Raw genomic sequence first — 13,123 nt, 5'->3', positions numbered from 1 at the left:
TCACGTCTCGGGTGCGGCCCGAGGGGGCCGGTCGCGCAGTTCCCCGCGCCCCCAGGTGGGATCACTCGCCCCGTGCCAAGAGGTTCGCCGCACCTGCCGCAGCAACCTGCGGCGGCGCCAGCCTGTCACGCGGTCCGCGTAGACCCTGCCCGCCAAGTGGTCGCACTCGTGTTGCAGGCATCTCGCGAAGAAGCCCGTGCCGTTGACCGTCACAGGCTCTCCCCTCACCGTGAAGCCCTCCACCACGGCGTGGTCGTACCGCTCCGTCCCCGCCTCCAGGCCCGGCAGGGACAGGCAGCCCTCGGGGCCGCGCAGCACCACCCCGTCCGCCTCCACCAGCCGTGGGTTCACCACATGCCCCAGATGGCGAACCTCCTCGTCGTCCGGGCAGTCGTACACGAACACGCGCAGGGGGACGCCCACTTGGTTCGCCGCGAGGCCCACCCCCTCGTACGCGTACATCGTCGCGAACAGGTCCTCGACGAGGGTCGCCAGTTCCGGGCCGAAGTCCGATACGTCCCCGCAGGGTTCGTGCAGCACGGGGCTGCCGAGCAGGGTGAGGGGCCGGACCCGGCCACGGGTGCCCGGAATGGAGCCGTTTCGCATGGCCGCAAGGGTACGGCGATTCGGGAGTGCCTTCGGATCTCGATAGGCTGAGGTCCACACCACGTGGCCGGAGGCTGAGGCGCGGCGCGTACGCAAGGAGGATCGAGATCTGATGACAGGCAACTCGGACCCGCTCTCGCCGCGGGCCAAGCTGGCCGTGACGGCGGGCAAGGCCGTCGCGGCGGCATCCCGAGCCGCGGGGCGCGGCAGCGGTTCGGTCATCGGCGGCCGAGTGGCCCTCAAACTCGACCCCGACCTCCTTGCCAGGCTCGCCCAGAACCTGGACGTCGTCCTCGTCTCGGCGACCAACGGAAAGACCACCACGACCCGGCTGATCGCGGAGGCGCTCGGCGCCGCCGGACCTGTCGTCTCCAACGCCCTCGGCGCCAACATGCCCGCCGGCATCACCTCGGCGCTCGCCGGCGGCTCGGAGGCCCGGTACGGCGTCATCGAGGTCGACGAGAAGTACCTCGCGGGCGTGGCCCGGGACACCGACCCCAAGTGCATCGCCCTGCTGAACCTCTCCCGCGACCAGCTGGACCGCGCCGCCGAGACCCGCATGCTCGCGGAGAACTGGCGCGAGGGCCTTGCGGGTTCGAAGGCCGTGGTCGTCGCCAACGCCGACGACCCGCTCGTCGTGTGGGCCGCCTCCTCCTCCCCCAACGTGATCTGGGTCGCCGCGGGACAGATGTGGAAGGACGACGCCTGGTCCTGCCCGTCCTGCGGCGGCGTGATGCAGCGGCCCGGCGACGACTGGTTCTGCGGTGAGTGCGGGTTCCGGCGGCCCACGCCCAGCTGGGCGCTCTCCGGCGACCATGTGCTCGACCCGCACGGCTCCGCCTGGCCCATCCACCTCCAGCTGCCCGGCCGCGCCAACAAGGCCAACGCCGCCTCCTCCGCCGCCGTGGCCGCCGTCTTCGGCGTACCGCCGCAGGTCGCCCTGGAACGCATGTACCAGGTGCAGGCCGTGGCCGGCCGCTACGACATCGTGCAGTTCCAGCAGCGCGACCTGCGCCTGCTGCTCGCGAAGAACCCGGCGGGCTGGCTCGAGACGTTCAGCCTGATCGACCCGCCGCCGACCCCGGTGATCCTCTCCGTCAACGCCCGCGGCGCCGACGGCACCGACACCTCCTGGCTGTGGGACGTCGACTACACGCGTCTCACCGGACACCCGATCTGCGTGATCGGCGACCGCAAGCTCGACCTCGCGGTCCGTCTGGAGGTCGCGAACCAGAACTTCCAGGTCTGCGACAACCTCGACCAGGCCGTGCAGATGAGCCCGCCCGGCCGCATCGAGGTCATCGCGAACTACACCGCCTTCCAGGACCTGCGCCGCCGCGTCGGCAACTGAGACTCAGGGGACTTTTGTGAGCGACAACCAACTGCGGATCGTCTGGATCTACCCCGACCTGCTCAGCACCTACGGCGACCAGGGCAACGCCCTCGTCATCGAGCGCCGGGCCCGCCAGCGCGGCCTCGACGTGGCCCGCCTGGACGTGCGCAGCGACCAGCCGATCCCGACCTCCGGCGACATCTACCTGATCGGCGGCGGCGAGGACCGGCCCCAGCGGCTGGCGGCCGAGCGGCTGCGCCGGGACGGCGGTCTGCACCGGGCCGTCGGCAACGGCGCGATCGTCTTCTCGGTGTGCGCCGGCTACCAGATCCTCGGCCACGAGTTCATCAACGACCTCGGCCAGCGCGAGCCCGGCCTCGGCCTGCTCGACGTGGTCTCGGTGCGCGGCGAGGGCGAGCGGTGCGTCGGCGACGTGCTCGCCGACATCGACCCGCGCCTCGGCCTGCCGCCGCTGACCGGCTTCGAGAACCACCAGGGCGTCACCCATCTCGGCCCCACCGCCCGCCCGTTCGCCAACGTCAAGCTGGGCAAGGGCAACGGCACCGGGGACGGTACGGAGGGCGCGTACAACGACACGGTCTTCGGTACGTACATGCACGGGCCCGTGCTCGCGCGCAACCCGCTGATCGCCGACCTGCTGCTGAAGCTGGCGCTCGACGTGAACGCGCTGCCGCCGACCGACGACCGCTGGTACGAGGCTCTGCGCAACGAGCGCATCACCGCCGCTCAGCAGCCTGCCTGAGCTGGGGGTTCATCTCGCCTCCAGCCGTCTGTCACCAGCCCGTCTGACGACTGCTCCGCACAGGTGAGCGGGGCCGTCCAGCAGGCGGACGCGTTCTTCGGCCCCGCCCCCTCCTGCCGCTAGGGTGGCGGGGTTCGAGCCGGACAGCGTGGTCCGGACCCGTGCCCCTTTCACTCGCTGAGAAGGTTCTTGCGGCTATGCGCATTGGTGTCCTCACGTCCGGCGGCGACTGCCCCGGCCTGAACGCCGTCATCCGGTCCGTCGTGCACCGTGCCGTCGCCGACCACGGCGACGAGGTCATCGGGTTCCGGGACGGCTGGAAGGGCCTCCTGGAGTGCGACTACCTCAAGCTCGACCTCGACGCGGTAGGCGGCATCCTCGCCCGCGGCGGCACGATCCTCGGGTCCTCCCGGGTCCAGCCCTCGCATCTGCGGGACGGCGTGGAGCGGGCCAGGGGACATGTCGAGGAGCTCGGGCTCGACGCGATCATCCCCATCGGCGGCGAGGGCACGCTCAAGGCGGCCCGGCTGATGTCGGACGCCGGTCTGCCGATCGTGGGCGTGCCGAAGACGATCGACAACGACATCGCGGTCACCGACGTCACCTTCGGGTTCGACACGGCCGTCGGGGTCGCCACCGAGGCGCTCGACCGCCTCAAGACCACCGCCGAGTCCCACCAGCGGGTGCTCGTCGTCGAGGTCATGGGACGCCACACCGGGTGGATAGCGCTGCACTCCGGGATGGCGGCCGGCGCGCACGCCATCGTGGTGCCGGAGCGTCCCTTCGACATCGAGGAGCTGGCCCGGCGGGTCGGTGAACGGTTCGAGGCCGGGAAGCGCTTCGCGATCGTGGTGGCCGCGGAGGGCGCCAAGCCGGCGCCCGGTTCCATGGCCTTCGACGAGGGCGGCAAGGACATCTACGGGCACGAGCGCTTCGCCGGGATCGCCCGCCAGCTGTCGATCGAGCTGGAGGGGCGGCTGGGGAAGGAAGCCCGGCCGGTCATCCTCGGGCATGTGCAGCGCGGCGGTACGCCGACCGCGTACGACCGGGTGCTCGCCACCCGGTTCGGCTGGCACGCGGTGGAGGCCGTGCACCGTGGCGAGTTCGGTCACATGACCGCGCTCCGGGGGACCGACATCGTGATGGTGCCGCTGGCCGAGGCCGTGGAGACGCTGAAGACGGTGCCGGAGGACCGGTACGCCGAGGCGGAGTGCGTGCTGTAGGCCCGAACGGCGCGACAGTCGCCCCCGGCTGAAAGATCGGCCGGGGGCGGTTCTAGTCTGTGTGGCGGACAGACTCGTACAACCCCCACGAATCAGGAGCCGCCGCGATGGACCACAGCGGGCACGGCATGACGCACGATCTGCCGCCGTTCACGCTGGGACGAGGGCTTCAGTGGTCGGCCGACCCCTTCTTCCTCGTCGCCTGCCTCCTCGCGCTCGGCCTGTACGCCTGGGGGGTCGTGCGCCTGCGGCGGCGCGGGGACTCGTGGTCGGTGGGGCGGACCGTGTCCTATGTGCTCGGTGTGCTGTCCATCGGGCTGATGATGTGCACCGGGCTGAACGACTACGGCATGGTCATGTTCAGCGTGCACATGGTGCAGCACATGGTGATCAGCATGCTGTCGCCGATCCTCATCCTGCTCGGCGCCCCGGTCACCCTGGCCCTTCGGGCCCTGCCCGTCGCGGGCAAGGGGCGCAAGGGTCCCCGTGAGCTGTTGCTGGCGCTGCTGCACAGCCGGTACATGCGGATCGTCACGCATCCGGCGTTCACCATCCCGCTGTTCATCGCGAGTCTGTACGCCCTCTATTTCACGCCGATCTTCGACTCCCTGATGGGGTCCAAGACCGGGCACGTGGCGATGATGGTCCACTTCCTCGCCGTCGGTGTCGTCTTCTTCTGGCCGATCATCGGCGTCGACCCGGGGCCGCACCGGCCCGGGTATCTGATGCGGATGCTGGAGCTGTTCGCGGGGATGCCGTTCCACGCGTTCTTCGGCATCGCGTTGATGATGGCGTCCGAGCCCATGGTGGAGACGTTCAAGAACCCGCCCGCCTCGCTCGGCATCGACGCGCTCTCGGACCAGAACTACGCCGGCGGTATCGCCTGGGCGTTCAGCGAGATCCCCTCCGTACTGGTCCTCATCGCACTGCTGTTCCAGTGGTACGGCTCCGAACAGCGACAGGCCAAGCGCAGCGACCGGGCCGCGGACCGCGACGGCGACAAGGAACTCGAGGCGTACAACGCATATTTGGCCTCATTGAGCACCCACGAACGTTAAAGGCTTCGCCTTTCCGAAGCATTCAGTAGCATGAAGTGCGTTGGGGGAACCGCCAGGGGGAGCGGTCATGACACTTCGCGCATTTGTGCACAGGATCGCCGTCCTGGCGATTTTCTCACTGCTGCTGAGCGGTTGTGAGAAGGGAAATCCACTGACGGTGGTCAAGGCGGTCGCCGTCGGCGTGCCCTCGCTCGCACCGTTCTTCGAGGAGAACAGCGGCCTGGGCGAGGACACCGCCACCGTGCGGGCGCTGCCCGTACGAGGAAGCCTCCAGCAGGGGGACACGCCCGGCCTGTACGGCGGCAGCAAGCAGCCGACCGTCTGTGACGTCGCACGACTCGAACGCTTCCTCACCGACCCCGGGAATCACGCGAAGGCACAGGCGTGGGCCGACGTGCTGGACATCGGCACGGACGGGATACCGGAATATCTCGATCGGCTCACACCGGTTCTGCTGCGTCACGACACTCTCGTCAGGAACCACGACTACAAAAAGGAAAAGGCCGTCCCGTACAACTCCTTGCTCCAGGCGGGAATCGCGATTCTCGTCGATGAACAAGGGCTTCCGGCTGTGAAGTGCTCGTGCGGAAATCCACTGCGGCCCTTCGAGGGTGACACCGGCCGGATTTCCGTCCGGTTCGAGGACGGCAACAAGAAGTGGGCGGGATACGAACGGGAGTCCGTGGTGGCCGTGAAGCCCGCGCCGCGGAAACTGCAACGGGTCGCCCTCGTCGACGTCCGGGAACCCGCCCGGGGCATCAGCCGCCCGGTCGGCACCACCGGCGGGAAGGACACCGCCTTCGACGCCAGGAGGCGGCGCACGGTGCCGGACCTCGCCGGCCGGAGCTTCGCCCAGGCCGGGCGGGAGCTGACCGACGCCGGTCTGGCGGCCGGGTACGCCGGGCCGAGGGCGCCGGCCGGGGACGCGAAGGTCACGGCGACGGATCCGCCGGCCGGGACCGAGCTGCCGTTCGGGGGGTACGTGATGCTGACCGTGGCCGGGGGCGGCCCGAGCGGCTCCGGCGGCCCGAGCGGGCCCACGACCACTCCCCCGCCGCCGCCCTCCGGGCCCAGGACACCGGCCACGAGTACGCCGCCGTCCTCGGGGCCGGCCGGACCGTCGGGGCCGTCCTCGTCGAGCGGCAGGCCCGGGGTGTCCCCATCACCGCCGTCGTCCAGTACGGCTCCCGGCTCGGCGTCGCCCAAGAGGTCGAGCAGCCGGCCGAGCCCGCCGCGCTCGACCCCTTCGCCGCCGACCAGCGCCCCGGTCACCAGCAGCGCGCCCGCTCCGCCCCCGCCTCCGTCGACGTCCAGTGCGCCCCTCACGAGCCGGCCGGCGACCGGCGGGCCCGCGAGCACCGAACCCGCGAGCAGCGAGCCCGCGACGGACGGGCCGGGCACCACCGTCGCCACCTAGCGTCAGAACCGGAGAGTCACCGGATGCCTTCAGGATCACCGACCTCGGGAGTGGGCCGGCTCATCGCCGGCCGGTATCTGCTGCTGCACCCGCTCGGCAGTGGCGGCATGGGCCATGTGTGGCTCGCCCACGACCAGAGACTCGTCTGCGAGGTCGCGCTCAAGGAGATCGTGTTCCGTGACCCGGTGGAGGCGGGCCACGAGCGGGAGGCCAGGGTGGCGCGGGCCCGCGCGGAGGCCCGGCACGCGGCGGGGCTGCGCGGCCACCCGCACGTGGTGACGGTGCACGACGTGCTGGAGCACGAGGGGCTGCCGTGGATCGTCATGGAGTACGTCGCGGACGCCGTGGACCTGCGCGACCTGGTCGACTCCCGCGGACCGCTCGCCCCGGCGGAGTGCGCCCGCGTCGGACTCGCCGTGCTCGACGCGCTGACCGCCGGGCACCAGCGCGGCGTGATGCACCGGGACGTGAAGCCCGCGAACATCCTGCTGGCGCCGGACCGCGCGGGATCGCCGTACGGCCGTGTCCTGCTCACCGACTACGGCATCTCCGTGCAGCCGGACGCCGGGGAGACCCGGTACACGCTGGCGTCGGTGCTGGTGGGCACGGCGGGCTATCTGGCGCCGGAGCGGGCGACGGGCGGCACGCCCACCCCGGCCGCCGACCTGTTCTCGCTGGGCTGCACGCTGTACCACGCGGTGGAGGGCGTGGGGCCCTTCGAGCGGGAGTCCCATCTCGCCGAGGTGACCGCGGTGGTCATGGAGGAGCCGCGGCCCGCCGTGCGCGCCGGTGCGCTGGGTCCCGTTCTGCGGGCGCTGCTCGCCAAGGATCCCGGGCAGCGGTTGTCGGCGGCGCAGGCGGAGGCCGCGCTGTCGCGGATCGTGACCCCGCAGGCCGAGCCGTACGTCCGCACGCAGACCGACCTCGGTTCCCAGCCGCCGTGGGCGGCTGTGCAGGCACCGCCGCCGCCCGGGCCGCCGTCTCCGGAGGGGCACCGACCGTCCGCCGGGGCGCTCCCGCCTCAGGGCGGCCACCGGCGGGAGCGCTCGCACGCGCTGCGGGCCGTGCTCGCCTGCGGTCTCGGGCTGCTGCTGGCTCTGGGCGGGGTGTGGTACGCCATGGCCGACCGGTCGTCGGACGGCGGCGGTGGTCACGGGGACGCGCGGCAGCCGTACGGCGAGACGGTCGGGCTCACGCGGCCGTTGCGGGACGGCGACTGCGTGATCGCCGACTGGCCCGGTTCGGAGCGGTTCCGGGGGACGCCCAGGCTACGGCTCGATCGCGCGTGCGGCACCGCCCCGGACGGCCAGGTGACGGCGTTCGCCGCGGCCGCCTCCGCGGCCGAGGCGCGGCGGACGGGGGCGGCGGAGTGCGAGGAGCGGACCCGGGAGCTCCGGGGCCGGCTGGCGGACGTCCGCAGCCAGGCCGTCGTACCGACCGACGGGGGGTTCGAGGCCGCGGGACGGCGTAGCGCGTGTCTGGTGCTGGGCGGGAACGGGCCGTTGTACGGGCCGATCGGCGGCCGTCGCCGGACGGGCTCGGGGTTCGCGGACACGGCGACCATGCAGCGCAGGGACTGCCTGGACGTGCGCACCAACCGGGACGCCCGGCTGGTCTCCTGCGCGGGCTCCTACGACGAGCAGGTGCTCGGATTCACCCGAATGGCCCCCGACGTCACGCTGTCCGAGGCGCGGACCGAGTCGGACACGGCGTGCGCGCGGGACGTGCCGCCGGGCGACTACGGCTTCGATCCGTCCGTCTACACGGCGGGCTCCTGGACCAGTGCGGGGCCCTGGAAGAACGGCACACATTTTGTCGTGTGCACCGTACGCAGGCAGAACGGGGGCACCATGGAGGGGGACGAATCCTGAGGAGGGTGTTGCGATGCCCGGTACCGGTTCCACGGATGGCTCGACCCGGACGATGGGGGTGCTCACGGTAGGCGGTCTCGTCGCGGTGACCGCCTACACGGTGGCGCTCGGCAGCAACGGCTGGCTGTGGTTCGGCTGGGTCGTGCTGGGGCTGATCACTCTCGGCATGGTGGCCACCCGCAGCACCTGACGTCAGCCGTCCGTGAGACGGCCCGCCGAGTGGACGCCCGGCTGGTACTTGGGCAGCCGGGCGGTGATCCTCATGCCCGCGCCGATGGCGGTCTCGATGACGAGGCCGTAGGAGTCGCCGTACACCTGGCGAAGCCGGTCGTCGACGTTGGACAGGCCGATGCCGCCGGAGGGGCTGACCTCGCCCGCGAGGATGCGGCGGAGCAGGACCGGGTCCATTCCGGCGCCGTCGTCCTCGATGACGACGAGGGCCTCGGCACCGGCGTCCTGGGCGGTGATCTGGAGCCGGCACTTCTCGGCCTTGCCCTCCAGGCCGTGTTTGATGGCGTTCTCGACCAGGGGCTGAAGGCACAGGAACGGCAGGGTGACCGGCAGTACCTCCGGGGCGATCTGGAGGGTGACGGAGAGGCGGTCACCGAAGCGTGCCCTGACAAGCGCCAAGTAGTGGTCGATGGCGTGCAGTTCGTCGGCGAGGGTGGTGAAGTCGCCGTGCCTGCGGAACGAGTAGCGGGTGAAGTCGGCGAATTCGAGGAGGAGTTCGCGGGCCCGCTCGGGGTCGGTGCGGACGAACGAGGCGATCACCGCGAGCGAGTTGAAGATGAAGTGCGGGGAGATCTGGGCCCGAAGTGCCTTGATCTCGGCCTCGATCAGCCGGGTCCGGGACTGGTCGAGGTCGGCCAACTCCAGCTGGACGCTCACCCAGCGGGCGACCTCCCCCGCCGCGCGGACCAGGACGGCGGACTCGCGGGGCGCGCAGGCGACCAGGGCGCCGTGGACGCGGTCGTCGACGGTGAGCGGGGCCACGACCGCCCAGCGCACCGGGCAGTCCGGGGCGTCGCAGGTGAGCGGGAAGGCCTCGCCGCGGCCGTTCTCCAGGGGGCCCGCGAGGCGTTCCATGATCTCGGTGCGGTGGTGGCTGCCCACGCCGTCCCAGACCAGGACCTGTTTCTGGTCGGTGAGGCACAGTGCGTCCGTGCCGAGCAGGGAGCGCAGTCTGCGGGCCGACTTGCGGGCGGTCTCCTCCGTCAGCCCGGCCCGCAGCGGGGGCGCGGCCAGGGAGGCGGTGTGCAGGGTCTCGAAGGTGGCGTGCTCGACGGGGGTGCCGAGGCCGCCCAGGTTCTGCGGGTGGGCGGTGCGCCGGCCGAGCCAGAAGCCGGCGGCGAGCAGCGGGAGGATCGCCACGCACAGGCCGGCCAGGAATCCGCTCACGCCTTCACCTCCGCCCTGAGTTCCTCCGGCAGATGGAAGCGGGCCAGGATCGCCGCGGTGCCCGCCGGTACCCGGCCCGCGGTGGCCAGGGACACCAGCACCATGGTGAGGAAGCCGAGCGGTACCGACCAGAGCGCCGGCCAGGCCAGCAGGGCGTGCAGCGGGCCGCCGGCCGGGAAGCCGGCCATGGTCGCGGCCACGGCGAGGAAGGCGGAGCCGCCGCCGACCAGCATGCCCGCGGCGGCGCCGGGCGGGGTCAGCCGCCGCCACCAGATGCCGAGCACCAGCAGCGGACAGAACGAGGAGGCGGAGACCGCGAAGGCGAGGCCGACCGCGTCGGCGACGGGCAGTCCGCCGACCAGGACGCTCGCGGCGAGCGGGGCGCACATCGCGAGGACCGTGCCGAGCCGGAAGTGCCGTACGCCGCGCGAGGGCAGGACGTCCTGGGTGAGCACGCCCGCCACGGCCATGGTGAGTCCGGAGGCCGTGGACAGGAACGCGGCGAAGGCTCCGCCCGCCACCAGCGCGCCCAGCAGGTCGCCGCCGAGGCCGCCGATCATGCGCTCCGGAAGCAGCAGGACGGCCGCGTCGGCGTCGCCGGTGAGGGTGAGCTCGGGGGCGTACAGGCGGCCGAGGGCGCCGTAGACCGGCGGCAGCAGGTAGAAGCAGCCGATCAGGCCGAGGACGGCGACCGTGGTGCGGCGGGCGGCGACGCCGTGCGGGCTGGTGTAGAAGCGGACGACGACGTGCGGCAGGCCCATGGTGCCGAGGAAGGTGGCGAGGATCAGTCCGTACGTGGCGTACAGGGGCCGTTCCTCGCGGCCCGCCGCCAGGGAGGTCGACATGCCGTCGCTGGTGCCGCGGTCGGCGGCCGGGACGGTGGTGCCCTTGGCGAAGGTGAGGCGGGTGCCCCGTTCGATGTGGTGGGTGCCGACGGGGAGTTCGAGCTTCTGGTCGTCGTGCGGGCGGCCGTCGACCGTGCCGGTGACGGTGACGGTCAGGGGGCGCTCCAGCTTGAGGTCGAGCGTGGAGTCGACGCGGACGACGCGTTGTTCGCGGAAGGCGGCCGGTTCGTCGAAGGCGTGGCTGGGGGCGCCGTCGCCCTGCCAGGCGAGGATGAGGAAGAGGGCGGGGACGAGCAGGGCGGTGAGCTTGAGCCAGTACTGGAAGGCCTGCACGAAGGTGATGCTGCGCATGCCGCCCGCGGCGACGGTGGCGACCACGACGGCGGCGACGATCACTCCGCCGAGCCACTGGGGCGCCCCGGTGAGCACGGTCAACGTCAGCCCCGCGCCCTGGAGTTGCGGCAGCAGGTAGAGCCAGCCGACGCCGACGACGAAGGCGCCCGCGAGCCGCCTGACGGCCTGCGAGGCGAGCCGGGCCTCCGCGAAGTCCGGGAGGGTGTAGGCGCCGGAGCGCCGCAGCGGGGCGGCGACGAACAGGAGCAGGACGAGATAGCCGGCCGTGTAGCCGACCGGGTACCAGAGCATGTCGGGGCCCTGGACCAGGACCAGTCCCGCGATGCCGAGGAAGGAGGCGGCGGAGAGGTACTCGCCGCTGATGGCGGCCGCGTTCAGGCGGGGGCCGACGGTGCGGGAGGCGACGTAGAAGTCGGAGGTGGTGCGGGAGATGCGCAGGCCGAAGGCGCCGACGAGGACGGTGGCGACGACGACCAGCGCGACGGCCGGTACCGAGTAGCTGGAGTTCATCGGTCCTCGACCAGCCGCACGAAGTCCCGTTCGTTGCGCTCCGCGCGGCGCACGTACCAGCGGGCCAGCAGGACCATCGGGACGTAGAGGCCGAAGCCGAGGACGCCCCATTCGAGGCGGTGGGCGTCGGGCATGGCCGCGAAGAGCAGCGGGAGCGGGCCGATGAGCAGTCCGAGGAAGGCGAACACCGCGAGGGCGGCGCGCAGTTGGGTGCGCATCAGGGAGCGGACGTAGGTGTGGCCGAGGGTGGTCTGCTCGTCGATCTCGGTGCGGGGCCGGTAGTAGCCGGAGGCGGGGCGACCGCGGCGCGGCGGGCCGGTGACGACGACGCGCCGCTCGACGGGGTCCTGAGGCATGGCTACGGCCTCCTCATCAGCAGGTCCCGCAGCTCGCGCGTGTGGCGACGGCTGACCTGGAGCTCCTCGCCGCCGACGAGGACGCTCACCGTGCCCGCGTCCAGGCGGAGTTCGCCGACGTGGCGCAGGGCGACGAGATGGCGGCGGTGGATGCGGACGAAGCCGCGGGAGCGCCAGCGCTCCTCCAGCGTGGACAGCGGGATCCGTACGAGGTGGCTGCCCCGGTCGGTGTGCAGCCGGGCGTAGTCGCCCTGGGCCTCGACGTGGGTGATGTCGTCGACGGCGACGAACCGGGTCACCCCGCCGAGTTCGACGGGTATGTGGTCGGGGTCGGGTTCGTGCACGGGTATGCGGGGCGCGGCGTCGAGGCGTTCGGCGGCGCGGCGCACGGCCTCCGCGAGGCGTTCCTTGCGGACCGGTTTGAGGACGTAGTCGACCGCCTTGAGGTCGAAGGCCTGGACGGCGAAGTCCTCGTGGGCGGTGACGAACACGACGAGCGGCGGCTTGGCGAAACCGGTCAGCAGCCGGGCGAGGTCGAGACCGTCCAGGCCCGGCATGTTGATGTCCAGGAACACGACGTCGATCGCCTCGGGTCCGTGCGGCCCGGACTCCAGCGCGCGGTTGATGCGGCGCAGCGCCTCGGTGGCGTCACCGGCCCCCTCCACACTGCCGATCCGGGGGTCGGCGCTCAGCAGGTAGAGCAGTTCCTCCAGCGAGGGGCGTTCGTCGTCGACAGCCAGGGCGCGCAGCATGACCCCGGAGTCTAGGAGTAATTCGTACGACTGGACACGTGCCGAGCTGCGGACGCCTCGCTGGATACAGTGCCGACATGAACAGCAGGACCGCCGCGTTCGACGAGCTCGACCGGAAGATCATCACCGCTCTGATGGCGAACGCCAGGACCTCCTTCGCGGAGATCGGTTCGGCGATCGGGCTGTCCTCCACGGCGGTGAAGCGGCGCGTGGACCGGCTGCGGGAGACCGGGGTGATCACCGGGTTCACGGCCACGGTGGAACCGTCGGCACTGGGCTGGCGCACGGAGGCGTACGTCGAGGTGTACTGCGAGGGCGCGGCCCCGCCCCGGCGGCTCGCGGAGGTGGTCCGCAACCATCCGGAGATCACCGCGGCGATGACGGTGACCGGCGGCGCGGACGCCCTGCTGCATGTGCGGGCGCGGGACGTGGAGCACTTCGAGGAGGTGCTGGAACGCATCCGCGTGGAGCCGTTCATCCGGAAGACGATCAGCGTGATGGTGCTGTCCCACCTCATCCCGGAAAGCCCCGAGGCGGGGGCGACCCAGCCCGCTCCCGAATAAACATCCAAGGGCGCAGCAGTCGTGCGTCATATCCGTCGAATACGCAGCGTTCCTGCGCGGACACGCAATTCTCG

Annotated in this window: 13 protein-coding genes; 8 read left to right on the top strand and 5 right to left on the bottom strand. The window is 71.8% G+C overall.

The window, feature by feature from the left end; all coding sequences use genetic code 11:
- On the bottom strand, nt 1–606 hold the full coding sequence (gene def, locus AQI94_RS17365; RefSeq protein ID WP_051832247.1) for a peptide deformylase: 606 nt from the start codon (nt 604–606) through the stop codon (nt 1–3).
- 112 nt (nt 607–718) lie between these two features.
- On the opposite strand from def, the gene AQI94_RS17360 reads away from it, so the two are divergent.
- The 7 genes from AQI94_RS17360 (at nt 719) to AQI94_RS43985 (ending at nt 8,461) form a co-directional block, all read left to right on the top strand.
- Nucleotides 719–1,957 (top strand): MurT ligase domain-containing protein, encoded by a 1,239-nt coding sequence (locus tag AQI94_RS17360; protein WP_031046288.1) that lies wholly within the window; start codon nt 719–721, stop codon nt 1,955–1,957.
- A 16-nt stretch (nt 1,958–1,973) separates the two neighbouring features.
- Nucleotides 1,974–2,702, top strand: a complete 729-nt coding sequence (locus AQI94_RS17355) for a type 1 glutamine amidotransferase (RefSeq protein ID WP_007380395.1) — start codon at nt 1,974–1,976, stop codon at nt 2,700–2,702.
- A gap of 197 nt (nt 2,703–2,899) precedes the next feature.
- The gene (locus tag AQI94_RS17350) at nt 2,900–3,925 is read left to right on the top strand and encodes a 6-phosphofructokinase (protein WP_031046292.1); all 1,026 of its coding nucleotides are present in this window, start codon (nt 2,900–2,902) and stop codon (nt 3,923–3,925) included.
- 107 nt (nt 3,926–4,032) lie between these two features.
- Entirely contained in the window at nt 4,033–4,983 is a 951-nt protein-coding gene (locus tag AQI94_RS17345; RefSeq protein WP_031046295.1) for a cytochrome c oxidase assembly protein, read from the top strand.
- Nucleotides 4,984–5,050: 67 nt separating this feature from the next.
- On the top strand, nt 5,051–6,400 hold the full coding sequence (locus AQI94_RS17340) for a PASTA domain-containing protein (RefSeq protein WP_031046298.1): 1,350 nt from the start codon (nt 5,051–5,053) through the stop codon (nt 6,398–6,400).
- Between the two features lie 23 nt (nt 6,401–6,423).
- On the top strand, nt 6,424–8,271 hold the full coding sequence (locus AQI94_RS17335) for a serine/threonine-protein kinase (RefSeq protein ID WP_062229799.1): 1,848 nt from the start codon (nt 6,424–6,426) through the stop codon (nt 8,269–8,271).
- 13 nt (nt 8,272–8,284) lie between these two features.
- Nucleotides 8,285–8,461 carry a hypothetical protein gene (locus AQI94_RS43985; protein ID WP_031053721.1) on the top strand — a complete coding sequence of 59 codons (177 nt, stop codon included), beginning with the start codon at nt 8,285–8,287 and terminating at the stop codon, nt 8,459–8,461.
- A 2-nt stretch (nt 8,462–8,463) separates the two neighbouring features.
- Here AQI94_RS43985 and AQI94_RS17330 read toward each other — a convergent pair whose 3' ends face one another.
- The 4 genes from AQI94_RS17330 to AQI94_RS17315 are packed head-to-tail and all read right to left on the bottom strand — an operon-like array spanning nt 8,464 to nt 12,486.
- Complete coding sequence (locus tag AQI94_RS17330; RefSeq protein WP_031053725.1) at nt 8,464–9,669, bottom strand: sensor histidine kinase; 1,206 nt, start codon at nt 9,667–9,669, stop codon at nt 8,464–8,466.
- Nucleotides 9,666–11,378: a sodium/solute symporter gene (locus AQI94_RS17325; protein WP_062229798.1), complete on the bottom strand. Its 1,713-nt coding sequence runs from the start codon at nt 11,376–11,378 to the stop codon at nt 9,666–9,668. The genes AQI94_RS17330 and AQI94_RS17325 overlap by 4 nt, the downstream gene beginning before the upstream one ends.
- Nucleotides 11,375–11,734 carry a hypothetical protein gene (locus AQI94_RS17320; protein ID WP_031051946.1) on the bottom strand — a complete coding sequence of 120 codons (360 nt, stop codon included), beginning with the start codon at nt 11,732–11,734 and terminating at the stop codon, nt 11,375–11,377. Before AQI94_RS17320 ends, AQI94_RS17325 begins: the two co-directional genes overlap by 4 nt.
- A gap of 2 nt (nt 11,735–11,736) precedes the next feature.
- Nucleotides 11,737–12,486: a LytR/AlgR family response regulator transcription factor gene (locus AQI94_RS17315; protein ID WP_031051948.1), complete on the bottom strand. Its 750-nt coding sequence runs from the start codon at nt 12,484–12,486 to the stop codon at nt 11,737–11,739.
- Between the two features lie 77 nt (nt 12,487–12,563).
- On the opposite strand from AQI94_RS17315, the gene AQI94_RS17310 reads away from it, so the two are divergent.
- Entirely contained in the window at nt 12,564–13,049 is a 486-nt protein-coding gene (locus AQI94_RS17310; RefSeq protein WP_031051949.1) for an Lrp/AsnC family transcriptional regulator, read from the top strand.
- The last annotated feature ends 74 nt before the right edge of the window (nt 13,050–13,123 follow it).

The organism is Streptomyces pseudovenezuelae, assembly GCF_001513955.1.
Classification (GTDB): Bacteria; Actinomycetota; Actinomycetes; order Streptomycetales; family Streptomycetaceae; genus Streptomyces; species Streptomyces pseudovenezuelae.
This window is presented reverse-complemented; position numbering and strand designations above follow the sequence as displayed.

Bases quoted from the DNA above. Each gene is read 5' to 3' on its own strand.
- def (WP_051832247.1), bottom strand. From the start codon at position 606: ATGCGAAACGGCTCCATTCCGGGCACCCGTGGCCGGGTCCGGCCCCTC.
- AQI94_RS17360 (WP_031046288.1), top strand. From the start codon at position 719: ATGACAGGCAACTCGGACCCGCTCTCGCCGCGGGCCAAGCTGGCCGTG.
- AQI94_RS17350 (WP_031046292.1), top strand. From the start codon at position 2,900: ATGCGCATTGGTGTCCTCACGTCCGGCGGCGACTGCCCCGGCCTGAAC.
- AQI94_RS17345 (WP_031046295.1), top strand. From the start codon at position 4,033: ATGGACCACAGCGGGCACGGCATGACGCACGATCTGCCGCCGTTCACG.
- AQI94_RS17340 (WP_031046298.1), top strand. From the start codon at position 5,051: ATGACACTTCGCGCATTTGTGCACAGGATCGCCGTCCTGGCGATTTTC.
- AQI94_RS17335 (WP_062229799.1), top strand. From the start codon at position 6,424: ATGCCTTCAGGATCACCGACCTCGGGAGTGGGCCGGCTCATCGCCGGC.
- AQI94_RS43985 (WP_031053721.1), top strand. From the start codon at position 8,285: ATGCCCGGTACCGGTTCCACGGATGGCTCGACCCGGACGATGGGGGTG.
- AQI94_RS17325 (WP_062229798.1), bottom strand. From the start codon at position 11,378: ATGAACTCCAGCTACTCGGTACCGGCCGTCGCGCTGGTCGTCGTCGCC.
- AQI94_RS17320 (WP_031051946.1), bottom strand. From the start codon at position 11,734: ATGCCTCAGGACCCCGTCGAGCGGCGCGTCGTCGTCACCGGCCCGCCG.
- AQI94_RS17315 (WP_031051948.1), bottom strand. From the start codon at position 12,486: ATGCTGCGCGCCCTGGCTGTCGACGACGAACGCCCCTCGCTGGAGGAA.
- AQI94_RS17310 (WP_031051949.1), top strand. From the start codon at position 12,564: ATGAACAGCAGGACCGCCGCGTTCGACGAGCTCGACCGGAAGATCATC.